Annotated in this window: 19 protein-coding genes; 14 read left to right on the top strand and 5 right to left on the bottom strand. The window is 51.2% G+C overall.

From position 1 onward, the window contains the following. Nucleotides 1–8: 8 nt before the first annotated feature. The 14 genes from G8759_RS08670 (at nt 9) to G8759_RS08735 (ending at nt 18,030) form a co-directional block, all read left to right on the top strand. Nucleotides 9–1,421 (top strand): RagB/SusD family nutrient uptake outer membrane protein, encoded by a 1,413-nt coding sequence (locus G8759_RS08670; RefSeq protein WP_167207043.1) that lies wholly within the window; start codon nt 9–11, stop codon nt 1,419–1,421. 5 nt (nt 1,422–1,426) lie between these two features. Beyond that, nucleotides 1,427–2,128 (top strand): SGNH/GDSL hydrolase family protein, encoded by a 702-nt coding sequence (locus G8759_RS08675; RefSeq protein ID WP_167207045.1) that lies wholly within the window; start codon nt 1,427–1,429, stop codon nt 2,126–2,128. Continuing rightward, nucleotides 2,125–4,926, top strand: coding sequence for a GH39 family glycosyl hydrolase (locus tag G8759_RS08680; protein WP_167207047.1), 2,802 nt, complete (start codon nt 2,125–2,127; stop codon nt 4,924–4,926). The genes G8759_RS08675 and G8759_RS08680 overlap by 4 nt, the downstream gene beginning before the upstream one ends. A 9-nt stretch (nt 4,927–4,935) precedes the next feature. Beyond that, nucleotides 4,936–5,868: an alpha/beta hydrolase gene (locus G8759_RS08685; RefSeq protein WP_167207049.1), complete on the top strand. Its 933-nt coding sequence runs from the start codon at nt 4,936–4,938 to the stop codon at nt 5,866–5,868. Nucleotides 5,869–5,939: 71 nt separating this feature from the next. Then, complete coding sequence (locus G8759_RS08690) at nt 5,940–7,091, top strand: hypothetical protein (protein WP_167207051.1); 1,152 nt, start codon at nt 5,940–5,942, stop codon at nt 7,089–7,091. A 6-nt stretch (nt 7,092–7,097) separates the two neighbouring features. Next, nucleotides 7,098–8,606: a GH39 family glycosyl hydrolase gene (locus tag G8759_RS08695; protein WP_167207053.1), complete on the top strand. Its 1,509-nt coding sequence runs from the start codon at nt 7,098–7,100 to the stop codon at nt 8,604–8,606. Nucleotides 8,607–8,715: 109 nt separating this feature from the next. Further along, on the top strand, nt 8,716–10,230 hold the full coding sequence (locus G8759_RS08700; RefSeq protein ID WP_167207056.1) for a glycoside hydrolase family 28 protein: 1,515 nt from the start codon (nt 8,716–8,718) through the stop codon (nt 10,228–10,230). A gap of 13 nt (nt 10,231–10,243) precedes the next feature. After that, a complete protein-coding gene (locus G8759_RS08705; RefSeq protein WP_167207058.1) occupies nt 10,244–11,947 on the top strand; it encodes a sodium:solute symporter family protein in 1,704 nt (567 codons plus the stop codon). A gap of 9 nt (nt 11,948–11,956) precedes the next feature. Beyond that, nucleotides 11,957–12,658, top strand: coding sequence for an SDR family oxidoreductase (locus tag G8759_RS08710; protein WP_167207060.1), 702 nt, complete (start codon nt 11,957–11,959; stop codon nt 12,656–12,658). Then, nucleotides 12,658–13,365 carry an RraA family protein gene (locus G8759_RS08715; RefSeq protein WP_167207062.1) on the top strand — a complete coding sequence of 236 codons (708 nt, stop codon included), beginning with the start codon at nt 12,658–12,660 and terminating at the stop codon, nt 13,363–13,365. The genes G8759_RS08710 and G8759_RS08715 overlap by 1 nt, the downstream gene beginning before the upstream one ends. Continuing rightward, complete coding sequence (locus G8759_RS08720) at nt 13,365–15,458, top strand: heparinase II/III domain-containing protein (protein WP_167207064.1); 2,094 nt, start codon at nt 13,365–13,367, stop codon at nt 15,456–15,458. Before G8759_RS08715 ends, G8759_RS08720 begins: the two co-directional genes overlap by 1 nt. After that, nucleotides 15,455–15,856 (top strand): VOC family protein, encoded by a 402-nt coding sequence (locus G8759_RS08725; RefSeq protein WP_167207066.1) that lies wholly within the window; start codon nt 15,455–15,457, stop codon nt 15,854–15,856. Before G8759_RS08720 ends, G8759_RS08725 begins: the two co-directional genes overlap by 4 nt. A gap of 11 nt (nt 15,857–15,867) precedes the next feature. Next, entirely contained in the window at nt 15,868–16,884 is a 1,017-nt protein-coding gene (locus G8759_RS08730) for a zinc-dependent alcohol dehydrogenase (protein WP_167207068.1), read from the top strand. A gap of 168 nt (nt 16,885–17,052) precedes the next feature. After that, nucleotides 17,053–18,030 (top strand): DUF4886 domain-containing protein, encoded by a 978-nt coding sequence (locus G8759_RS08735; RefSeq protein ID WP_167207070.1) that lies wholly within the window; start codon nt 17,053–17,055, stop codon nt 18,028–18,030. A gap of 107 nt (nt 18,031–18,137) precedes the next feature. Here the strand turns inward: G8759_RS08735 and G8759_RS08740 are convergent, their stop codons facing one another. From G8759_RS08740 to G8759_RS08765, 5 genes are read right to left on the bottom strand one after another with little or no spacing between them, the layout of a single operon-like run. Further along, nucleotides 18,138–18,851, bottom strand: coding sequence for an RraA family protein (locus tag G8759_RS08740; protein WP_167207072.1), 714 nt, complete (start codon nt 18,849–18,851; stop codon nt 18,138–18,140). A gap of 32 nt (nt 18,852–18,883) precedes the next feature. Then, nucleotides 18,884–20,539 (bottom strand): SMP-30/gluconolactonase/LRE family protein, encoded by a 1,656-nt coding sequence (locus G8759_RS35660; RefSeq protein WP_197933109.1) that lies wholly within the window; start codon nt 20,537–20,539, stop codon nt 18,884–18,886. Beyond that, entirely contained in the window at nt 20,536–21,792 is a 1,257-nt protein-coding gene (locus G8759_RS08755; protein WP_167207074.1) for a spinster family MFS transporter, read from the bottom strand. Before G8759_RS08755 ends, G8759_RS35660 begins: the two co-directional genes overlap by 4 nt. After that, complete coding sequence (locus G8759_RS08760; RefSeq protein ID WP_167207076.1) at nt 21,792–24,665, bottom strand: glycoside hydrolase family 2 protein; 2,874 nt, start codon at nt 24,663–24,665, stop codon at nt 21,792–21,794. The genes G8759_RS08755 and G8759_RS08760 overlap by 1 nt, the downstream gene beginning before the upstream one ends. 12 nt (nt 24,666–24,677) lie before the next feature. Then, a complete protein-coding gene (locus G8759_RS08765) occupies nt 24,678–25,466 on the bottom strand; it encodes an SDR family NAD(P)-dependent oxidoreductase (RefSeq protein WP_167207078.1) in 789 nt (262 codons plus the stop codon). Nucleotides 25,467–25,493: the final 27 nt, after the last annotated feature.

A 25,493-nucleotide genomic window follows, 5' to 3' on the forward strand; every position in this document is an offset into this window, starting at 1 on the left:
TACTCCTCATGAAAGCTAAACGTATTTTCCTTTCTCTGCTGGGTCTCCTTGTTCTGGCCAGTTGTCAGGACGATTTTCTGGGACTTTCGCCCCAAACCGACCGAAACACGCTGAATTTTTATAAAACAGCGGCCGATTTTAACAATGCTGTAGTTGGGACGTATGCGGCACTTAAACTGTCGGGCGTGTACAATACGTCTCTGTACTGGATGGGCGAGGTATCGACCGACAACACGGATTTTGGTGTAACGACCCGGCAGGCAGTCAACGTCGATAACTTCCAGTTTGTCGATCATACCTATACATCGCTCAACGACATTATTTATGCCTCCTGGCGGGATCATTATATTGGTATCAGTCGCGCAAATGCCATTCTGACCCGAATCGAAACGGCTGGTATTGCCGATAACCTGAAAATGCAGTACAAAGGCGAAGCCCAGTTTTTACGGGCCTTGTTTTACTTTGATCTGGTTCGAATGTTTGGCGATGTGCCTTTGGTAACCTCGGAAATAACCACCGCCGATGGGGCTAATAGCCTGATCCGAACACCTGCTGATGCCGTTTATCAATTAATTATCAGTGACTTGCAGGGTGCCGAACAGAGCCTTCCCGTTTCGTATGGTACAACTGATGCTGGACGTGTGCCACAGGGAGCGGCCAAAGCGTTGCTCGGAAAAGTCTATTTAACCCGGAAAGAGTGGGATAAAGCGGCCACCAAACTGAAAGAAGTGATCACATCGGGCAAATTTCAATTGCTGCCCAAATACGCTGATGCATTCAGTTTTGCTACACCGACAAATGCAGAAATTCTGTTCAACGTTCAGTATAAATCGGGCAATACCGGCCAGGGGAGCGGTTTTGGCCCGGTACAGGCCAGCGAAGGAGCCAGAATTACAGGGGGTAGCATGCGGTATCCGACCGCCGATATGGATGCTGCCTACGAGCCCGGCGACCTTCGGAAGAGTTTCTCCATGAAATCATCGTACATCGATGCCAACGGGCAAGCCATCAACCAGCGCTATGTGAGCAAATACGTGCAATTTGGGGCCCTTTCCGGCGATTCGGACATCGACTTTCCCGTTCTTCGGTATGCGGATGTGCTCCTGATGTACGCCGAAGCGCTGAATGAAATCGGGTTCGATACCGAAGCGGTGAAATCCCTTAATCAGGTGCGAACACGGGCAGGACTTGCGGCCACAAAAGCGACGGATCAAAATAGTTTCCGACTAGCCATTGAACAGGAACGCCGGGTGGAATTTGCCTTTGAGAACCAACGCTGGTTCGATCTGGTCCGCACGGGTCGTTATGTCACGGTTATGAATGCGAAAGGGCTGACCGTTAAAGCCTTCAATATCCTATACCTCATTCCGCAGCGGGAAATCAGTTTAAACAAGAATCTGGTTCAGAACCCAGGCTATTGAGCACTATGAAAAAAACGACCTCCGCTTTACTACTGCTGCTGATCGCTTTTGTGCTGATCAGTGCGGCTCCGTCGTTGCCGAAGCTGTACGTCATTGGTGACAGTATTTCGATGCGCTATGGCCTGTTTCTGGAAAAATACGTGCAGGGTGTCTGGCAGTACGACCGGAAAAGTGATGACGGACAGGCGGCTAAAAATCTGGATGTACCCGTTGGCGCCAATGGGGGCGATTCGCGCATGGTGCTCGAATACCTGAAGTTAAAAGCGCCTGATAAATCGTTTCAGCCGGATGTATTGCTGCTGAATTGCGGCCTGCACGATATCAAACGGCAGCCGGAAACAAATGCCATTCAGGTTGATTCGGTCAGTTACCGGAAAAATCTGGAAGCGATTTATCAACTGTTGCACAAACGATCTATCCGGCTGATCTGGATGCGAACGACTGCCGTGGAAGACGAACGGCACAACAGTCGCTCGAAAGCCTTCAAGCGATATGCCCGTGATCTGGATGTGTATAACGCTATTGCCGATGAGGTAATGCACAGGCATGGTGTTCCGATCATCGATCTGTATACGTTTACCCGGAGTCTGGGCAGTGAGCATTTTGTCGATCACGTCCATTACGACGACCCCGCCATGCAACTGCAGGCAGCTTACATTGCCGGGTTTTTACAGGACCAAATTCCCTTAATTCAAAAAAGAAAATGAGCGTATTCCTCCATTCTTTTCGGTCATTCAGTCTGCTTGGCATCAGCATCACTACTGCCCTGGGCCAAACGGTGTCTGTCAGCCAAACCGTTTCCGAACCAAGGGGCTTCCGGGAAGTCGGACAATTGCGTCCGCGTTCAGCCAAAGAAATCAAGTCGTCTACCTGGTCTATTGGGGGCGAAACCCTCGACCGGGATTATACGGATTATCAATCGTATAGAGGGCTTCTTGGTCCGTTAGGTGCCAAACGGATTCGGTTGCAGGGTGGTTGGGCCAAATGCGAGAAGGTGAAAGGGCAGTATGATTTTGCCTGGCTGGATGCGGTCATTCCCGATGCGTATTTGCGGGGTGTAGCGCCCTGGGTTGAATTGTCGTATGGTAACCCAATTTATGCGGGTGGTGGTGAACCCAAACTAGGAGGTCGAATTCCAACTTCGGAAGAAGGGCTGGCCGCCTGGGACAACTGGGTTCGGGCTATGGTGAACCGGTACAAAAATCAGGTAACCGAATGGGAAATCTGGAATGAGCCAGACCTTAACAAGTTGAATACGGGCGAGGAAGTGGGCGTTTTCTACATCCGAACCGCGAAACTGGTACGGTCTATTCAACCGAATGCCAGACTCATTGCGCTCGGAGTCGCCGGAGTGCCGGCCGCCGGGTTCATGCGTCCTTTTCTTGATCACCTGAAAAAAGAAAATGCGCTCGATCTGGTCGATATTCTGACGTATCACGGCTATGCGCCCAATCCCGATACGTCTTATCCGAAGATTGAGGAGATGCGGCAACTGGTCTGGAGTTATAATCCGAAAATCACGTTTATGCAGGGCGAAAATGGGGCTCCGTCTACACCCAGTGCTGTGACCATTGGCGCATTGCGGCAATATGATTGGACCGAACTGAGCCAGGCCAAATGGGATTTACGGCGGATGCTCGGCGATCACGGACGCGGTATAGCCACTAACCTCTTCACCATCAGCGATATTCACTACGCAGCTGGTGACCACATGACGGGTGTCAATACGAAAGGCTTGCTGAAAACCAATCCTGACAAAACCATTGATCGGCCTAAACTGGCCTACAAAGCCGCCCAGCATGTATTCGCTACGTTCGATGATCAGATCGAATTACTCGACAAAGCCAAACCAACGGCCAGCCAGACGACAGTTGCGGCCTTTCAGTATCGTCATCGCCAGAACGGAGGCCAACTGGTGACGCTCTGGAGTGGCGAAGCGCGACCCGCCGAAACCTACGATCCGAAACCAACTGACGTAACCATCGAAGGTAAATTCATTCAGCCGGTTTTTGTGGATCTGATTTCGGGTAAAGTCTATGAGATTCCGAAAAGCCAGTGGAAAAAATCGGGTACTGGTGGTTACACATTTACTGCGATTCCAGTGCCGGATTATCCGGTAGTGATCGCCGAAAAAGCCGCCCTGCATTTGCTGACACCCACGGGTCAATCGGCCAATCCATCCTTCAAATACCTGGGTAAAATCGCGCCGAAACAGTCCAGAGATATTCGCTCCTCAAACTGGTCGGTCGGTGCCGAATACATGGATCGGGACTGGACAACCTATGCCAACTGGAAAGAATATCTGGGTAAACTTGGGGTTAAAAAAGCCCGGATTCAATCCGGCTGGGCCAAGTGCGAGAAGGTGAAAGGGCAGTATGACTTTGCCTGGCTGGATGAGATTATTGTTGATATGAAGAAACAGGGAGTGACTCCCTGGGTCAACCTGTCCTACGGTAATCCTGTTTATTCAGGTGGTGGCGGCACAACATTGAATGCGGCTCTTCCCTATTCGGGCGAAGCGCTGGAAGGCTGGAAAAAATACGTGTCGGCCATTGTTGCGCGCTATGGCGAAAAGGTAACCGAATGGGAAATCTGGAATGAGCCGAATTATAAAGTTTCCATTCCCGATTATGTGAACTTCTTCATTACCAGTGCCGAAACTATTAAATCGGTTCAGCCGGATGCCCGGATCATTGCCTTTGCGTTGGGAAGTGGCGTCGATTATAAATTTGCCGACAGTGCCTTGAAACTCATTCAGGAGAAAGGCAAACTTGGCTTGATCGACGAAATTACCCATCACCGGCATATTCCGAATCCCGATAACCGTTCGGCGGAGGAAGAACTGGAAAAGGTGGTTGCCAAATACAACAGGAACATTCGGATTCGTCAGGGCGAAGCAGGCTGCCCGTCGGAGTGGAGCAACAATTTCGCCCTGAACAAATACCCCTGGACAGAGCTAACACAATCGAAGCATATTCTTCGCCGGTTATTGACCGATCTGGGGCATGATAAAGAGTCGTGCTGCTTTACCATCATGGATGCCAAAACCACGCAGGAGTGGAATCATAAGGGGTTACTGAAAGCAAATGAAGATCAGACCGTAGCGTATGCCAAACCAGCCTATTTCGCTTTTCAGAATCTGATTTCAGTGTTCGATGATCGACTGGAGCGTCTGCATACCTATCCTTATTCGGCAAAAAAGGCAGATGCCAACACGTTGTCGTTGTATGCCTATGCGGATAAGTCCAGCCAGCTCCAGGCCGTAACGGTCTGGCTAAAAGATAATGTTCCTTCCGATAACAACGACCAGATTCTGTGTGATTTTACCTTTGCCAATGCCCGGTTTAAAAACCCGGTCTGGGTCGATTTGATCGCCGGGTCCGTATATGAAATTCCTAAGGACAACTGGCTTCAGAAAGAACATCTGTTTCGGCAAATTCCGCTGTATGATTCGCCCATCCTGATTGCCGATCGATCGATCATAACGCTGTCAGCCAATCAATAACGCGAGACGATGAGCACAAAATGGGCGCGTATGATCGGTCTGATTATGACTAACTTCCTGTTAGGTCAGTCTGTTCTGGCTCAGCCAGAGCTGGAGGTGCCCTTATATCCCAATGGCGTTCCAAATTCTGTAGCCAGTTCGTTGCCGGAGCGCCGAACGTATGACTCATCGGGAAAATTAACTGCCTTGTCGACTATCATTATTCCGAGACTTCTGGTATTTCGCCCGGCGGTCCCGAATGGAACCGGGCTGATTATCTGTCCGGGTGGAGGCTATAAAAATCTGAATATCGAAAACGTCCGGTTCATTGCTCAACGACTGAACCAGTGGGGCGTCACTGCGTTCGTGCTGGTGTATCGGTTACCCGCCGATGGGTTGATGCAGGATCAGACAACCGGTAGCATGCAGGATGCCCAGCAAGCGTTCCGGTTGGTTCGACAACGGGCGGCCGAGTGGGGAATACGTCCGAATCGAATCGGTTTGTGGGGTTCTTCGGCGGGTGGGCATCTGGCGGCTATGGCGGCAACCCACTTCACGAAGGCATTCGAACCCGGAAAAGACACAACCGGACTACGCCCCGACTTTCTGGTACTGGCCTGGCCCGTTATCAGTTTTCGGTTGGGAATCGCTCACCAGGGTTCGGTGAAAAACCTACTGGGTGAGCATCCAACAGTACAGCAACTGGCTGATTATTCGCCCGATGAACAGGTTACGGCCACAACACCGCCCACATTTCTGGTGCATGCGGGCGATGATCCTACAGTAGCGTTTGCCAACAGCATCCAGTTTTATCAGCGACTGAAAAAGGTGGGCGTACCGGCCGAATTACACCTGTACGAAAAAGGGGGCCACGGTTTTGGTATCAAACCCGAGATAACCGATTCGTGGATGAGCCAGCTCGAAATCTGGCTATGTAATCGCGGCTTTCTAAACCGATCCTGAACGAGCCGCATGAAAAGAAATAAAAGACAAAGACGTAATCAAATTATACCCAACGCACAAACGAAAAGTCAATGGAAACTACCGGTTATCAACGCATTAAACAGACATCGCTGAACTTTGTAAACGCCATGAAAATTGGCGATAAGCCTGGTGTTTATCGCAAAGAACCGGGCGAAGGAGAGAGTTTTTACGGTTCCTATCATGCTGCTCACGTTCTGGATCTATTCGGTGAACTGCAAAATCGCCCGGCGGCTGATCTGGATATCTGGGCTGAACAGTTCCAGCGTCGGCAAACCGAGCAGGGTTATTTTTCTGGAAAATCCTCGGAGTTCGGTCGCATCCGAACGATCGACGAACTGGAGCCTGTCTGGCATTACACACGGGGTAATATCTGGGCGTTACGAATGCTCAACCGCCGACCCGAACGTGAGCTGCGTTTTTTGGAGCCGCTGCTTCATGCCGACCAGCTCTACCGTTGGGTGAAACATTACGACTGGCGCAATTCATGGTCGGCTGGTAATCAGGTGCTGGCGGCAGCAACGGCCTTGTTCGCTCTGCGGGACTGGTTTGGCGCATCTGACGTAGACGCCCTGATGGAAAAGACGGTTTATCCTGCCCTGGAAGAATTGCAGGATGCCAAAACGGGTTTCTGGGGTACCCAATTCGGGGCTGATTTACCCAATGGGCTTTTCGGCACGATTCACGTTGTTCCCATCTATTTCGCGTTAGGCTGGCCCCTCCGCCACCTGGAACGGTCTATTGACTCTACGCTGGCCTGTCAATTGTCCGATGGCTCATTCTGGCCCGGTGGTTCCGATTGCCCCGACTTCGATGGAGCCTATCAATTAGCCAATCTGGCCACGCTGACCGATTACCGTCGGGAGGATGTTGAGAAAGCCTGCCGACGGTATCTGGCCCACGCCCTTCAGCACGAGAGCCCCGATGGTGTGGGTTGGCTGCTGCACCGCCGGGATAGCCAACCCGCCGATTGGGTTCCGCGTCCGCACTGGATCTGGAAAGAAGGTGAAACAACGGCCACCGCTGAACTCCGCGATGAAGACCCCAACCGAACACATATCATGCTTGGCTCCTGGTTCTACCCACTCTCGATTGCTCTGGTCAGTCATTTACTTGGCGATACGGGCTATGAAGGACCCTATCATTTCAACAGTCATTCGCTGCACGTCTGCAATGTTTTCAACGAGCCGCTGGCCAGCTATTAATCAACTATGGAAAACAATCGCCGAAACTTCCTGAAAACCCTGTCGATACTACCGCTATCGGCTTCGCTGAACCCTTTGGAACCGGATTTGCCCGTACCGATCGCTTCGCCCCCTATTGAGTTGAAAAAAATTGGTTCAGTACGCATGAAAAAGCCGACTGAAATCAAAAGCTCGCCTTTCGGAATCGGTTGCGAAACCCTCGACCGCGACTTGTGGAAACCCAAAGAAGTGTATCCTTGGATTGATAACCTGCCAGTAAAGTGGGGGCGGTTGCAAACTGGCTGGGCACGGGTCGAACGGGAAAAAGGAAAATACGACTGGGCATGGCTGGACGAAAGCGTGGATGGGCTGGTGAGCCGGGGCGTAAAGCCTTTTTTCAATGTTGGATACGGCAATACAAATTATCAGGAAGGAGAAGTCGGCTTTTACCCCTCGATGAGCAATCCGGTGGCTAATGACGCCTGGCAGAAGTTCGTAACAGCTGTAGCCAAACGCTACAAAGGTAAGGTTCAGCACTACGAAATCTGGAACGAACCCAATCTGTCTGGCTTCTGGAAACCGGATAAGCCGGACCCTAAAAAATACGTTCAACTGGTGCGGGAAACCGCTCCGTTAATTCGGAAAAACAATCCCGATGCGCTCATCGTGGGGGGCGTGGTTTCGCGAATGCCAATTCTATACATTCAGGAATTGTTTAAAGAAGGATTAGGGGATTTGATTGATATTTTTTCCTTCCACCCATACACGACCCTACCCGAAGCCTACACCGAACGTACGAAAGGCCTGCGACAACTAATAGATCGCTATAACCCGAAAATCAAAATCTGGCAGGGCGAAAATGGATTTCCCTCCGATCCGAACAGCACTGGTTTTTCGGGTGAAGGCCCCTGGACAGAAACCATTCAGGCTAAAGTCATGCTGCGTCGGTTGCTGACTGATTGCTCGCTGAATCTGCCGATGACGTTGTGGTTCCTGATCGTCGATCTGCACGATTATCCGAAAGGGTCGGGCAATACGAATTACAAGGGTATCCTGCGGCAGAAACCCGAAATAAAGCCCAAGATCGCTTACAAGGCGCTGCAACATCTGGGTAGTCTGGTTCATGGTGAGGTGCATACGCGTAGTGCCATTGTTCACGCGCTGGCCGGGAAGGAGCCAGCTACTGAGAGGGAATACCAGGCGTTTGGGAACGGGACAAAAAAGAGCCTTGAGGGTATCTGTACGGCCACACTGAACACCGATAATGGCCTCGTTCTTGCCTACTGGTCCGATCAAAAGGCATCCGATAATCCACCTGCCGACAGCGTTCATCTATTCCTCTGGGACTGGGAGGATCGCGGCTTTAAAGAGCCTGTTCTGGTCGATCTGCTATCCGGCGAAATTCTTGAATTACCAGACCAGCAAAAGATGTTCGACGACGACAAATGGCGGGTTGGTGCCGAAGCCCAGATTTTTCGTCAACTGCCGCTACACGATTATCCAATGCTGATTATGGAAAAGAGTAAAGTGGTATGATCGTAATATGTCGCTGATTTTCAGGATGGTTGTGATTTTTTTGCCCGACATATTAGCATCATAACCATCCTGAAAATCAGCGGGCCATAATAAACCCCAATCGACAAAAATGAATCGCCTGCTCACAATTCTTTTCGCCTGGTTGCTTTTGATAACCAGCGTCTTCGCTCAGAAAAACACCGGCGTTTGGGATGTATTTGCCTTTGGAGCGAAGGGGGATGGTAAAACGATGGATACCAGATCGATTCAAACGGCCATTGATCAATGCCACGGAGCGGGTGGTGGGAAAGTCTATTTACACAACGGTCAATTTCTTTCCGGGACAATTTATCTGAAAAGTCACGTAACGCTGGAAGTAGAAGCGGGGGCCACGTTACTCGGCAGTAATCAGGCTGCCGATTATCCGGATCAGGCGTCAGAATATCCTACCTACGACGAAAATCCACTCACGAGCAAATCCTTTATTTATGCTGAAAATGCCCGGAACATAACGATTGAAGGGCGAGGCACCATTGACGGACGGGGGAGCGAGATCGACAAACGAGGGCTAAACGATCCTTACCTCAGACCATCATTTAAGTACCGTCCGCGCATCATTCATTTGCGTGGCTGCGAGAATGTACAGATAAAAGGCGTAACGCTGCAAAATTCAGCGTCCTGGGTTCAGACCTATCAGTCGTGCAGGAATCTGGTTATTGATGGGATTACGGTCGATAGCCGTGAAAACAAAGATGTCGATAATCCGAACCGTGAACATGCCGTTCGGCATCGGAATACGGATGGAATGGATTTGGTTGACTGCGAATTTGTTCGGGTAACCAACTGCTTCATAACAAGTGGCGACGATGGAATTTGTATCAAAAGTTTCTCGCCCGATAAAGCTTCCCGGAATATCACCATTACCAATTGCCTGATCAGTTCGGGCGCCAGTGGCATAAAGATAGGTACAGAAACCGCCGGCCGTTTCGAGGACATCGTGGTTCAAAACTGTACGGTATTCGATACGTGGGGCGATGGACTGGCGATTATGACTGTTGATGGCGCTCAGATTAAACGGGTTACGATTTCAGGCATTAGTCTGAGAAATATAAAACGTGCCGGGATCTTTATCCGGCTAAACACCCGAAACAAGAAATATGGCAACAGCACTGTTGTCAACAAACCTGCTTTACAGGACATTCTTATTACGGATGTTCAGGGGAGTCGGCTGGCTGCTCTGGGCTGTTCAATAACCGGATTGGCCGAGTATCCACTTGAGAATGTAGTTCTGCGTAATCTGAATTTCGAGTTCGACGGCGGGATCACCGACAGTCAGCCGATGGTCGTTCCGGAAAAAACAGATGCCTACCCGGTCGGCACGATGTTTGGCCAGATTTTACCCGCTTACGGATTCTACGTTCGTCATGTCAAAAACATTTCGTTCGATCAGGTTCAATTGCGATTTACCAACGAGGACCAGCGCCCAGCCCTTGTCTTTGATGATGTCGATCAGGTTGTAATTGATCATTTCACCGCGCAAAGCAGTACAAAAACCCCGGCGTTGATTCGAATGCTAAATACCAGGAATCAATTGATTACCAACAGTCGGCCATCCACTGATATTCCAGTTTTTGTGAAAAATTAAACTCAACTGACTCGTGCAAACCCTTCAACAATTAGACTACTGGGCCATTGCTATTTATATGCTGCTGATGGCGGGCATCGGGCTGTTTCTGGGCAAGTTTGTCAAGAATATCGGCGATTATTTCAAAGGGGGCAATGCCATTCCGTGGGTGTCGGGAGCGATCAGCAACTTTATGACCAAGTTCAGTACGTTCATCTTCGTCGCCTATGCCGGAATTGCGTACCAGCACGGTTTTGTTGCCCTGACCCTCATCTGGAGTACGGTGCTGCCTGCATTGCTGGGCGTGGTCATTTTTGCCAAACGCTGGCGCCGGGCGGGCATAATGACCCCTATGGAGTTTCTGGAAACCCGTTTCAACGCGCCGGTTCGTCAGACGTTTTCCTGGATGGGCGTACTCTTCAAGATTCTGGATAACATGGTGCGGTTGTATGCGCTCGGTCTGTTCGTCAAAGCCGCAACGGGTCTTTCGCTGGAAACCTCCATTCTGGCCTGTGGAATTATTGTCGCTTTATACACCGTAGTAGGTGGTTTATGGGCGGTCGTGGTTACCGATGTGGTTCAATTCATTATCCTGATCGTTGCTACACTGATTCTGGTGCCGCTAACGATTCAGGCCGCTGGTGGACTGCCCCGGATGATCGCGACCATTCCGGAGCACTTTACCTGGTTTAACGGACCGAAAGGGATGCCGTTGTATCTGATGGTGTATTACCTGATGATTCTGGTCAAATACAGCGGCAACTGGACGTTTATCCAGCGCTTTTATAGCGTTCGCGATGAGCGTGCGAGCCAGAAACAAGGGCTGTTGACCGCTGTTTTCTTCTTTTTGTTTCCGATCATTTTTCTATTCCCATCCATTGCCGCCAAAGCCCTGATTCCCAATCTGGAAAACCCGGAAATGGCTTACGTTAGCGTCTGCCTGAAGCTGTTGCCGGAAGGGATTATGGGCCTGATGGTAGCGGCCATGTTTGCGGCTACGATGTCTGTGCTGAGTGGCGAATACAACGTAACAGCGGGCGTTTTGACCCGCGATATTTACCAGCGACTGTTTAACGCGAATGCGGCCGACAAAGAAATGCTCTGGGTGGGTCGGTTGATGACCCTGGTATTGGGTGCACTGGTAACGATCGGGGCGTTGTATGTAGGTGGTTTTGGCGGGGCTTTTGAAGCCAATAAGCTGTTTACCGGGCTGTTTGCCATTCCAATGACGCTACCACTGGTGCTGGGCATTGTCCTGAAACGCCCGCAACCCTGGGGGGCTTTGGCTACGTTGCTGGTAGGAATGGGATTGGGCCTCATTTTAAACACCATGCCCCAGGTATCGTGGGAATGGGCGACCCTTATTGAAATCATTGCCTGTGTGCTCGTTTTCCTGCTTTCGGGGGCGCTGATTTCCCCAACCGAGGGTTACCGTCAACGGGTCGAAACATTCTTCCGGCGGTTAAGTACGCCATTAACCGAAGCCGAGAAACCCACCGAAAATCCCGTATTCATGCAGATTATGAATCGATTGTATGCAGTGGCCCTGGTTGTAACGGGGGCATTATTCATGGTGATGAGCTTGCCCTCCATTGATGAAACCAGTGGTCGTGTGGCTTTAGGTGCCGGACTTCTTTGCCTTTTACTTTCTGGATTAATGTGGTATCGAACCCGGAAAATAACGCCCTTTTCTGAGCCCGTTGAATTCAACAAAACCAAGCAAATTATTGAAAACTAAAATCCAGCTATGAACAACCTTCAAGATAAAATTATTTTCATAACCGGTGCATCGGGGGGCATTGGTAAAGCGACGGCGCTGGCGCTGCTCGAAGAGGGGGCGAAGGTGTTTGACTTTAGCCGTACCCATCAACTGGCCGACGAAATCAGCCATGAAAGCCTGCGGTCATTTCGGGGCGATGTTAGCCAGGAAGCTGACGTACAGGCAGGGTTTGCGGCTTGCATAGCTGCCTTCGGAAACGTCGATGTGCTGATTAACAACGCGGGTATTGGCCTCACAACGCCAGATCTGTCGGTAGCGGAACTTGATGCTTTTGAGCAAATGATGAACATCAATGTGCGGGGCGTTTTTCTGTGTAATCGGGAAGCCCTTAAGCTGATGAAACCCCGCCAGACCGGCCATATCGTAACGGTCATTTCTATGGGCGGTCAACGCACCAACCCCACGGCTCCCGTCTACTGCGCATCCAAGTTCGGCGCGCGCGGATTGAGCAGTGGCTTAGCCGATCAGGTATTGAAAGAGGGGATTCGGGTAACGGATGTGAATCCGGGTCCAACGGACAGCAACTACTGGGGCGACCGGAAAGTGGCCCGCGAGAAGTTTCTGAAGGTTGAGGACGTGGCTCGCGTCATTGTATTTGTGCTCAACCAACCAGAGTACATCATCATTCGGGAAATCAATTTTGATAACATGAAATTTCTGGCACAATAATGAACTCGAACGGAAAACACCACATAGACAGGCAACTGCCCACTCCGCCTTTCCCAATTCCAGTATCGGAAATGCGGGAGCGCTATCTGCAACTCTACACCGGAGCCGTGAACGACGTATTGCGGTTCAACTATAAGATGCATTCTGCCAGCCTGCCATCCTGTTATGCTCCCCTTCGGGAGAAAATGAAAATGGCGGGTATGGCTTTCACGGTTAAAGGTGGCCCTGATATTACGACCGATGGTGAATTTGAAATGCGGGCGCAAATGCTCGAAGATCTGCATGAAAATTCAGTTGTCGTTTGGGATTGTACGGGCGACACTGTAACCTCACAATGGGGTGAAGTGATGACGATGGCTGCCGTTCGGGCGGGTTGCCGGGGAGCACTGGTCAACGGTATCCGGGATACGCAGGCGATTGTGGATCTTGACTTTCCGGTGTTCTATAAATACAAAACAAGTACAGGGATGCTCGGTCGGTTCCGGATGTATTACTATCAGAAACCCATCCAGATTGGCGAAGTGATCATTCAGCCCGGCGACTGGGTATTTGGGGATATTGACGGGGCCATTGCGATTCCGCAGGCCATCGCCTACGATGTGCTGGTCGCGGCCGAAAAGATCGTCTTTAAAGAAGCCGGTATCAAAGAAATGGTCGAGAGCGGCATGAAGCCAACGGATGTGGTCAAAAATGGTGGCTATTTCTGATGGAGGCCGTTGAAACATCAAGTCTGTTCCTGACGGATGCCGAAAAAGAAGCCATCATAACGAGCCAGGACCCGGTGTTGCTCGCCTTTCGAGAGGCCCTGCGATTGCGGGTTACCAAGCGATTGCGCACAACTGGCCTTCAGGCTGAAAATCCCGTTTTGGGATGGTGGTATCCCTGTGCGGAACACTTGTCGGATGCCGCGATGCTGTATGCCCTTGAACCAACCGATACAGTGGCGACCTGGCTTCGCAATACGACGCTGCACATTGCCCGCCTGCCCACCTCCGACTGGGTGGGGCCGTGGTTTCGGGATCATACAAAACCGTTTACCGGGCACCTGGAAACAGCGCACATTTGCTGGGGAATGTCCGCCGTAGTAAGCCTGGCTCCTGATATTTTTACGGTCAGTGAACTAGCCGAACTTCGGGCGAATCTGTACGAAAAAGGCGTGGTATTATGCCGTCGCTGGCTTCGGAAAAATAGTCATCTGGGCAATTGGCGGGGTATTATGGCGTCTGGTGCAGTCGTTGCATCGGCGGCTCTGGATAATGACGAATTGATCGCGGAGTTTACGCCCGAAGTGGCTCGAATGGCGCAGGCTTTTCAACCTGATGGTTCATACGGCGAGTCATTGCAGTATGGAAACTACCTGGCCAACGCCCTGATGCTGACCTACGAATCGCTGATTCGGAAATACCCGGCCTATACCCGGCAACTGACTATTGATGCTTACGGGCGGGGAATGGCCTGGATGGCTCAAAGTATGCTGTATCGGAAACCAATGGCTAATCGGAGTGAAGGCTCTGCTTCAGGATACTCTTGGGGAGAAGAACCAAGGGCCAGATCCGTAAACTTCAATGATTCGGCAGCTTTGTTTCGGCCTTCCGGCGACCTGCTACTCCATGTTGCTGCCCGATATGACGATCCTGCACAAGCTGGACTTGCCCGCTGGTTATTCCAGAAATATTACGAACCTTCCCCAACACAGGGACCGCATGATCTGGCAACATTTGGTATGCTCAACGACTGGGGTTTCCTGACGCTCCCCTTGCTGGCAAAAGCCTGTGCCCCCCTTTCTCCTTCAGTGGCTAAGTTGCCGCTGACGGTTAGCTATTCAAATGGGAATACCTTCGTGCGGGATGCCTGGGCTGGGAAATCAGTGCTGGCCATTCAGGCGGGTAATAATGATGGCGTATATGCTCCTGGTCACTTGCAGGGTGATCTAAACAGCTTTGTATTGGCTTATAATCAGGAACGGCTGCTGGTCGACCCAGGCCATAGCTGTTACCGAAACCTGACTCATGGCCTGGAGAGTGCCAGTCAGACCCATAACACCTGTACGTTTCTGATCGAACAGGATACATTGGGCTTGCAGGAAGATCTGGCAAAAATTAAACTGCTGGAACAACGAAATGTATTGTCCCGGCGAGTCATTCATGCCGATGGAACGTTGGGCATGCCGGTGGAGCGGGGAGGCCGTCTGGTGACTGTTCAGCGGAAAGGGGAGGTATCGCTGGTTATCTCGGAAGTTGCCAACGCTTACGGAAAACCCATTCAGGAGTTTACGAGGAGCTGGATTCAGGTGGGCGCACACGTTACGCTCGTGTTTGACCGAATTCGGGCCAGCGATCCCGTACGCACCGTCTGGAACTGGCTGATCAATAACCGGGATGGTCAATCGGTCAGTCAGATCGAAGGCAATACCCTGACGATAGGCCGGCATCAGGCCGGGTTGAAGCTGTGGCATATGGGAGAGGCAACGCTGGCCGGACCGGTATATGCCTTTCTGCATGATGCTTACCATCCCGAACCCGCCCAGCCAGGAGAGGGACGATCCGGCAGCGGTTTACTGTTTCGCCATACTGCTGCGAAAAAGGCGACGTCTATCAGTGGACTGCATGTTATTGTGGCAGATGATGTGGCCGCTATCGATGGCTGGACGGTGACGAAAACAGAACAGACCTTGGAAATTAGTAAGCCTGACATAACCATTCATCTGTCCGGTACGTATGATGACACATTATCGCTCGCCCTGGAAAGTAATGGAACTATCTATTCAATCAGGGACTGCGAATTGACAACCAACTTATGACCGATTCTTTATTTCTGGGTGTAGACCATCCTGCTGTAGCCGCCAACGATGTGGAAGCGCTGGCCGATTGGTATTGCCGTGTATTGGGCTATCAACGCTGGTTTCGTCATCAAAAGCCAGTCTGGATGCTGTTAGCCCCCGACCAGACTCTGTTAGAAATTATGCCGAAAGACCAAACGGCCCGACCTGAGCGCACAACCTGGACACCCGGCTGGTCGCATGTGGCACTGCGGGTAACCAATATTGACAGCGCCATTGCCCATTTAAATGAACATGGCATTGTCTGGGGCGGTGAGTTGACGAATGCCATTGGCGGAGGTCGTGTCCGCAATTTTTTTGATCCGGATGGCAACATGCTTCAGATTCTGGAACGCCCCTTACCGATTCAATCCTATTAACTCTTACTCCTATGAAAGCGGCTTATTACACCGGAAATCAGCAGTTTATAGTCAAAGAAACCACCCCCGAACCACTAAATCCAGGTATGGTTCGGCTGAACGTCGCTTATTGTGGCGTTTGCGGAACGGATGTCCATATATATCATGGCAAAATGGATCAGCGGGTACGAATGCCTCAGGTTATTGGGCATGAGGTTTCGGGTGAGATTGCGGAGATCGGAGCGGGGGTCACTGGCTGGCAGGTTGGTGATCGGGTGGCCGTTCGGCCTTTGCAGCCGGGCATCGAAGATCCGTCTGACAATGGCCAGCGACACATCGGCAAGAACCTGAAATTTATTGGCATCGATACATCGGGTGGGATGCAGGCGTATTGGAATGTGCCTGCGTATACGCTTCACCGGTTGCCCGATAATTTATCCCTGCAACTGGGAGCACTTGCTGAACCGCTGGCTGTAGCTTGTCATGATGTTCGGATGAGCCAGTTGAAATCGGGCGAAAACGCTGTCATTATTGGGGGTGGGCCAATTGGCCTGCTGATTGCATTAGTGGCCCGAAATAGAGGAGCCAACATCCTGATTTCAGAGCCAAACCCGATCCGTCTGGCGTTGTGCCGGTCGTTGGCCATTCCGGCAGTTAATCCGCTGGACGATGATCTGGCGAAGGAAGTCGAAGTGTTTACCAATGGGGCAATGGCTGATGTTGTCTTTGAGGTATCGGGCGTGGCCGCTGGCGTACAAACCATGACACAACTGGTTCGGGCGCGGGGGCGAATTGTGATGGTAGCGATTCACAGTGAACCGAAAACGATCGATCTATTTCGCTTTTTCTGGCGGGAATTGCAACTCATCGGAGCACGCGTCTACGAACCGGAAGATTTCGACGAAGCGATTGAACTGGCTGCGTCCGGAAAATTACCCCTTGATCAGCTTGTTACACAAATTTCGCCCCTGGACGAGATTCAGCGCGTATTTGAAACAATTGACAACAATCCAGCCGGAATGAAATATTTGCTCAAATGTGCTGAATGATAGCGGGCTCCCCGCTTTTATCGAGCTAACAATTAGTCGGCGATAGTGAAGGCCAGCAACATCTGCTTAAATCAGTATTTTAAAACGTTTGTGGTTGTAATGGGGAGAAAATAGCTTTCTGCGCATTTATTTAGGTATACTGAAACTTTACGTCAGCCGTCTTTAAAAATGATTTACCTCAGATACGTTAGAAAGAATCGAGCACTACTTTTCTTCCTGCTTTTTACTGTTGAAGCGGCCTTTTCGCAGCCCACATCATCAGCTGGCAATGGTGGAAAGCACCCCTTACGCTTATTTCTTATCGGAAATAGTTTTTCGCAAAATGCGACCAGATACCTGCCCCAGTTAAGCAAAGAAGGGGGGCATGATCTCGTCATTGGGCGCGCCGAAATTGGGGGTAGCTCGCTGCAAAGGCACTGGGATCATGCAGAAGCCGCCGAACAGAATCCGGATGACCCGAAAGGCAAACCATATGGAGGGAAATCCCTGAAGATGCTGTTGTCGGAAGGAGTCTGGGATGTCGTTACCATTCAGCAGGCTTCCATCCTTTCCGGTGATGTGGAAACCTATCGGCCCTACGCGCGAAAGCTGTATGAGTACGTCAAAAAACTACAGCCTAATGCTACGGTTGTTTTTCATCAGACCTGGGCATATCGAACTGATTCAAAAGATTTTAGCCAGATTGCAGCCAGAGATTCTGCCCGGAGCGCAGAGCAAATGTGGGAAAAATCGAGAGCGGCTTATCACACTATGGCCAATGAATTAGGCATTCCGATCATTCCGAATGGCGACGCGTTCTGGCGGATCAATTCGACGGCTAAATGGGCTTATCAAAAAGACAATGCGTTTAATTATCGTCAGCCGCAATCACCCGCCCTTCCCGACCAGACTCATTCCTTGCATATGGGCTATCGCTGGGATAAAGACAAACTGGCTTTTGACTCTCATCACGCAAATGAGGCTGGTTGTTACCTTGGCGCCCTGGTTTGGTACGGTTTCCTATTTGACGAATCGCCGGTTAAACTGACCTTTTGCCCTGAAGGAATTGCGCCAGATTTTGCGAAGCAGCTGCGAAAAACGGCCTGGTCAACAGTGAAAAAAGAACGAAAAACGTCGGCTTACGTACTGGCCGATGCCGAAAAGTAACATCAAAGTTAAGGTTTTTTGTTCGAGCCCTGGGAATAAACCCCGTGCCACGGTTCAAAACCGTGGCACGGGGTTTATTCCCAGGGCTCGAACAACGGGTGTTATCGTTAAAAACGGCCAAATTCTTTATAGACATCAAAAGGATCTCGACCGGTAGCCATAGCCTGACGACTCTGCGATTCGCTGGCAAACCATTCTTCGGCCAGTTCCAGCACTTGAATCGTCAGGTCCTGAGGAACCACGACAACGCCATCGTTATCACCGAAAATATAGTCGCCCGGATTTACTTTCAATAAACCATCCATCCCTTTAACGAAAATTGGAATCTGGTAATCAACGACCATGAATCGGCCGAATGCTTCGACTGGATTTCGAAACCGGCAGAATGTAGGGAAGTTCATGTCGATCAGATAGTTGGAGTCGCGGGTTGATCCGTCTATTACTGCTCCCACGCATCCATGAGCGGCCGCAGCCGTAGCCGAGATTTCACCAAAATGCCCACATGACATATCTCCCTGCGTATCCCGTATCTGCACAATGCCCGGCATCATACTTTTGAACATGCCCAACCGAATGTCGTGGACTTTCTCGTCGCGGCTGGGGGTGGCAATGCCGTGAGCCGTAAAAGCAGGGCCAGCGACTTTCATTACGTTGGTGAGTGGGTAAATGCCACTGGCCATGCATTGTTGATGATAACCAAGATGTTCGAGTGCGTCGGATACGAGTCCCGCATACAATCGGAGGTATCGGGTCTGAATTTCCTGCCAATCATAATTTACCTCTACTTTCCGAATAGGATACGAATTCGTGATAACTTCCATACTACCAGTTGTTTAGTGTGTTCTTAATCAGTTTATAGAATTTTGAGACTACCTTTCAAAGGTGTTTTGTAGGCGATTAAATGGCCTTTTTCTGCTTCCGTAATGACCAGGCCCAGGCGACCCGACGGATCGAATGCACAGTTGGTGGGATTTTGGCCCGGCAGGTCAATCTGATGGACAACGGCACCGTGTTTATTGATGACGTGAATTTTACCCGTCCCGTAAACGGCTACGTAGAGATTACCCTCTTCGCCGAAGGCCATACCATCTGGCCCGCCTGGTCCCTGTGGGCCCTGTACGGTTGCCCATACGGCTGCATCGGTCCAGTCGCCGGTTTCAGCATTCCAGGCTCCTTTCCAGAGTCGGTGTCGGTAGGTTTCAGCCAGAATCAGCGTTTTTCCATCTGCACTGAATGCCAGTCCATTCGGGAAGTATTTACCGGTTGTGATCTTTTTGACTGTTCCGTCGCGCGTCCGAACGGCAACGTAGCCCGTTGGTTCCTGACGCGATTCGCCGGGGCATGTAAAGACCAGATTACCGGCCGAATCGAAGGCTAGATCGTTGGGTTTATTGAGCGGCTCGCCGTCGATCTGATCGAGGATGGTTTCGGTCTTTTCTGTTTCGGGGTCGAAACGGCGAATGGCTCGCTGGGCAGAATCGCAATACCAGATTTTTCCCTGTCCATCAATGGCCATACCGTTGGGGCCACCACCCACCCGAAAGCGCTTCAGGTTTCCATTGTGATACTGAACCAGACTTTCGCCTTTTAACTCAACGGCCCACAGACTGCCATCGGGCGCAAAGGCCGGGCCTTCGGGGAAGTTTAGTCCTGTAGCCAGCGTGCTTAGTCGGCCCGGATTGTTGAGGGGATATTTCTGGTGAATCTGTTGGATTTCCTGCTCGGATAGCGCCCGATCGAAAATGGCTAAACCACCGAGTTGCCCAACAAAATCATTGCCTATCCGGCCTAATCGATGAACCGCCCCAACGGTGAAATCAGCGCCATCGTCACCTCCGTCGAAAATTCCTTCGGCATACGGATACGGGTTGCGATTCGCCCGTCCGTCGAACGTACCGTTGCGGTACGATTTGATTTGCTGCCCATCGTAGATCATGGCCACAAACGTCCATTCATCGAACAGAACAGGCGTTTGACCAATGGCCACATCGATGCACCATTTTTCGCCGGGGGTTGGACCGCCTACGCCCGAAATATGGCCACAAACCTGTTCGCCACTTTCATGAAGGCGAATGTTTAAAAACAGGCAGTACTGGCGTTTTTTCTGGGTTTCGTTCCAGAGGCCAGCAATGGCTTCACATTCGGAGCTGCCGTTACTTTTGGGTTGCCGTTTTACCCAGGCCAGCACGGTTACCTGCGCGTTTTTGCCACGAATGTTCAGGCCGGGGCATTCGGCTCGGGGAATGGTCAGGTATTCATGCTCTTTGATGTCGAGCGAATAACCAGACAGAACACCACCTTTTATGACCGGAATCGGACCGGTTGGCTCCTGCAATACATACGCATATTTTCCGCTGGCCTGTAACGGCTGCTTCCCCGAAAAATCCCATAGACACAACAGATTGGGTATTGAACGCAGATCTGATTGAAGCGAAAACGCGTCAGTAGAGTTGGTCATCATCATACCGCTGAGTAGAGTTGTATTCGTTAAAAAAGTCCGTCTGTTCATACGCTGAGTTCTCTGTCTTTATCGAAAAACCAGATGGCCCCGCTACCGATGAACAGGCTACCCAGCACATAAACCCCCGATAAACTCGCCAGACCCGCTGTCAGGCCAAGTGTAGGTTTCAGCACACCCAGCAGATAAGGGGCCGAGGCTCCAATCAGGAAGGCGCAGGCAAGTACAAGCCCGTAAGCCGACGACCGTATTTTCGGCGAAACCACTTCATAGAGCGAAGCGACAATGTTGGAATCATACCAGCCCCGAAAAATGCCAAACAGAAATAAGGCTATGTAGGTCATGATCTGGGTCTGACTCATGCTGATCCAGTAGATAAAGGGCGCACCCAGCAATAAGCCCAATGCCTGCACGACCAGACGGCTTCGGGGATTCGTTTTTGCGTAATGGTCAGCGATTTTAGCACCTGATAGCACGCCCAAAAAGGCCCCGAGGTGATGATAGAACAAGGCCGAAAAACCCGCATCGGTCAGGCTCATTCCAAACTTATCGACCAGGAATGAGGGCATCCAGGTCAGATAGCCAACGTTGACAAAAACCATGCAGCCGAAACCCAGCGTCAGCATGATGACCGTTGGTTTTCGAATCACAATACGTGCCGTTTCGCCGATCTCTGCCAATAAGGGCTGTTGTGAACGGGTTGCGGGCGTTGCGATGTCCTTCGGAATCCGGCTGAAAAACACGACAGCCAGCACAATGCCGAGGCTACCGAACAAATAGAAAGCGTTTTGCCAGCCGTATCGCTCCCCAATGTACCCTGCAATAAGACCGCTTAAAATTATGCCGAAGTAAACGGCGGTCTGGTGAATCGAAAGGGCAAAGGATCGATTCTCCCGATAGGTCTCACCCAGGAGCGCATTGGCCGATGGGGCATAGAACGCTTCGCCACCACCAGTTGCTACACCCCGTAGCAAAATGAATTGAAAAACGGTTGAACAGAAACCCGTCATCAGCGTGGCAAATGACCAGAACAAGAGGCAAAAGCCCAGGATATTCCGGCGCGAAAACCGGTCGCCGATGAAACCGGCTATGGGTACGAGTAAGCCATACGTCCAGACTAATGCCGAAGCGATAAGGCCCAGTTCGGCGTCGGTCAATCCCAGATCGTCCCGGATGAGGGGCAACACCACGCTGAAAATCTGCCGGTCGGCCTGATTCAGGAAAAATGCCAGCCAAAGCAGCAACAGCAACTCCCAGCGATAGCCGGTTGGTTTGCGGGTAATAGGGGGGGCAGAGTCAACCATTAGAGGGGGAGTTTAGCGGTTGTGATAGCAGCATTCCAGGCGCTTACCGAGAGCGTGGCTTTGGGACGTGTTTCGGGTTCGCGCCAAATCACGTCGAGTGTAAATTCCTGACTTTCGCCGGGAGCCAGCCAAGTGAAATTGTCCGACGCAACAATGGCCCGTTTGGTCCCGACAACATCGACTTTGGTCATAAACGCGGGAACTTTACCGGTATTGGTCACTTTAACACGGAGGTGACTCTGGTCTTTTGCGGTCGATGCGTTGGCCAGTGTGCTTACCATTAGCGTTGTGGTAGTTTGGCCAACAGTTGACTTTAGAAAGGGACCTTTGTCCAGCGCAGGCCAGGGAATGGGCTCGCTGATGTATTTCTGATAAAAGGCATTGTCTTCCAGCATGGAAAGGCTGCGCGGGAAATAAAACGAGCGGGATAGGAACTTGCCCGATGCGTCACGCAGTTCGGCCAGAATGAATAAAAAACGGTCGCGGTAATTGGCCGGAATGGTGTATTCGTCCAGTTTGAGGTCGCTCACCGATGTACCGGCCGTTACGTTCAACGAGCGCTCCTGTTGCCAGAGCTGATTGAAGGTATCGTCGAAAATACGTACCGACACCCTGGTTCCGGGAATAGCCTGTGGTAAGGCATGAGTTACCTTCACGGGCAGGCTGATGCGTTCGCCGGGTTTCCAGAGCAGACGCGGCAGGTCGATGGCAATGTGGGTAGGTTCGTAGGTACGTTTGAGGAAATAATACGGTGCTCCGGCATTGCCATACCAGTCCATCATCTGAATGGCAATGACGGGCCAGTGGCGTTTGAACACCCACGGCATCAGGCCCGACGTAACCGGATAATTGCCCTGCATCTTTTCGGAAAGAACCTGATAAAATTCGCCTGCCCCAACCTGGGAGGCTTCCGAAATCGATTCGATGGTTGGGTCGGCCATGTCGCTGATGTGTGATGCCCGACTCAGCATACGTGGCACCCGACTGGGGCCATATTCCGTAAAGTGGTGAATAAATTCCGGGTGAGCCGGGCCAAAACTGGTCTCCCACATTTTTCCGAGTCCCGTAAATTCTTTGTTATCAACGGTTTCGTAAAACAGGCTCGCTTCCGGAATACTGTGCATCCCGGTTTCGGATACCCAGGGCTCAAACTTATAGCTGCGGTTATACCAGGTTGGGTCCATATCCGGGTAGGCATGCATGGCCCCATCATCGGGAGTGGTACGAACGAATAATCGGGCGGACGTTGCTACGGATTTGTCAAAAATGTCAAGATTACGTTCCAGAATGCCCATGGATTTTGCATTGCCCGACGAGTACGGATTGAACTCATTGCCTCCGCACCAGATTGCCAGTGATGGATGGTTGCGCAATCGGACAATGTTCTGCACTACCTGAGCCTCCCAAATGTCCTGCGGGTAATCGGGCGTATCCTGGTTGCCAATCGGGAAGTCCTGCCAGACCATGATACCCAGTTCATCACAGATTTCGTAGAGATAGTCGGATTCGAGCAGGCCACCGCCCCAGATCCGGATCAGTTGTACGCCCATTTTCTTAGCCGCTTCGAGTGTCCAGCGGTAGCGCTCTTTGGGCAGATCGAGCAAAATGTCCTGTGGTGTGAAGTTCATGCCCTTTACAAAAATCTTCCGCCCATTGACGACGAACTGCCAGTTTTCCCACCGATCGGCAGTACGGGGTCCGGCGGTGGCGATGCGCTCGATGGATCGAATACCATAGTCGAACTGGAGGGCATCTGTTGGTTTTCCGGTTCGTTTTAGAGTTAGCCTGACCGTATACAGATTGGGGTCGCCGAGGCCATTTGGTTGCCAGAGTTTAGGATTCGGAAGTGTTAGATCTTGTTCGAACCAGTTACGACCTTCGTAGATAGTCAGCGGATATTCTCTGGAGAAAACCGTGTTTTTTGCGGATATCAATTCGACTAAAACGCTTAGTTTCTCGCCGACAGTCTTGAAAATCGTTCCCTTTTCATTTGGGTGATTAATCTGGGTATTGTTCCAGGGGTGCAATTGCTGCTGCAACGAATGCGTGTTGGCAAATACCTCAGCCGAAAGGTGCAGGTCGGCCTTTCCACTGGTAACAGATTTAGTAATCAGATAAGGTCGCTCGAGGTGAAACGCCGGAACGATTTCCAGCCGAACGCCCTGCCACATCCCGACCGTAAAAAAAGCTTCGCCACCCGAACCGCCCGAAATAACCCAGGGTTTAATGATGCGACCGCTGGCGCGTGGATTAAAACCAGTACGTTTCGATGTCACGAATTCGCCGTTGCTATTCCGGGGCAGGTTTTCATAATCGGGAGCTTTGTTACCCCAGTTTCCGGCTCGCACTTCAACCGTAATGTCGTTTGCCTGACCCGCTTTTACGTAGCGACTGATTTCTACCGAAGGCCCGCCAAACATGCCTTCATGAACACCCACCAGGCTATCGTTCACCCAGACTTTCGAAAAATAATCGACCCCATCGAAGCACAGAAACAGGAGCGATCCCTGAGCTGAGGTTGGTAGGGTGACGGACTTTTTGTAATACCAGGCCTTTTCTTCGATCCACCGGTACTGCGTCGAGTTTTTGTGATAGTAGGGGTGAGGCAGCTTCCCCGCTTTGTAGTACGACCAGTGTACCGAATTGGGTACCGTGGTCTGGAACGCATCCTTACGGGCTTGCTTTACATCTTTGACTGGTTGGTCAGCATACGACAACTCCCAGCCGCTACCTGACAAATCAATATGCTGTGCCCCCATTCGCGGGCTGATTCGATAGGGCTGCCAGAGTTTCCGGGCGGTAGTATCCGACTGGGCTGAAACCGAATTGATTAACGCGAATACACTAAGTAAGCAAAGAGTAAGTTTTTTCATAGTAAGTCCGGGTTAGGAGTCTTCATAGCGGCCAGGTTTGCCGTAGCCGCGCATCAGCAACAAGCCTCCGTCAATGGTGATCGTTGAGCCGGTCATGTAGCTTCCAGAGGTGATCAGATCGACCAGAATGGCCGCTATTTCCTCAGGCTGCCCTAGTCGGCCCATTGGAATTCCCTGATTCACGTCCTGAAGCAAGGCCGGGTTTTCCCACACGGCGCGGTTGATGTCAGTCTGGATAGCGCCAATGGCCAGCGTGTTGACCCGGATATGGTGGGGAGCCAACTCCATCGCAACCCCTTTCATCAGGGTTTCAAGCGCGCCTTTGGTCGCTCCGTAAAGGCTTAGACCAAGACCGGGCCGAATGCCATTGACCGACGTAATGGTCCAGATACTACCTTCCAGATCATGTTTCACCATGTTTCGGGCAATGGCCTGGGTCAGAAACGTCGTGCTTTTAAAGTTGACAGCATTGAATTGCTCAAAATCAGCTTCTGTGACATCCAGAAAGTGTTTTTTGTAAGATACACCCGCGTTGTTGACCAGAATGTCTATCCGCCCGGCTATATCCCACGCCTGTTGACCAAGCCGGATGACCTGCGTACTATCCAGTAAATCAGCCTGTAGCAGATGCGCCACACAACCCCGTTGCCGAATCGCAGTACCGACGGCCTCCGCTTCTTCGCGGTTTTCGTGAAAATGAACAACCACCTCACAGCCTTCGTCAGCCAACCGGAGCGCAATGGCTTTTCCGATTCCACGGGATGCCCCCGTTACTAATGCTATTTTACCTGTCAACCGCATCCGATGTACTCATTTACATGATTCTGT

The sequence above is a fragment of the Spirosoma aureum genome, assembly GCF_011604685.1.
Classification (GTDB): Bacteria; Bacteroidota; Bacteroidia; order Cytophagales; family Spirosomataceae; genus Spirosoma; species Spirosoma aureum.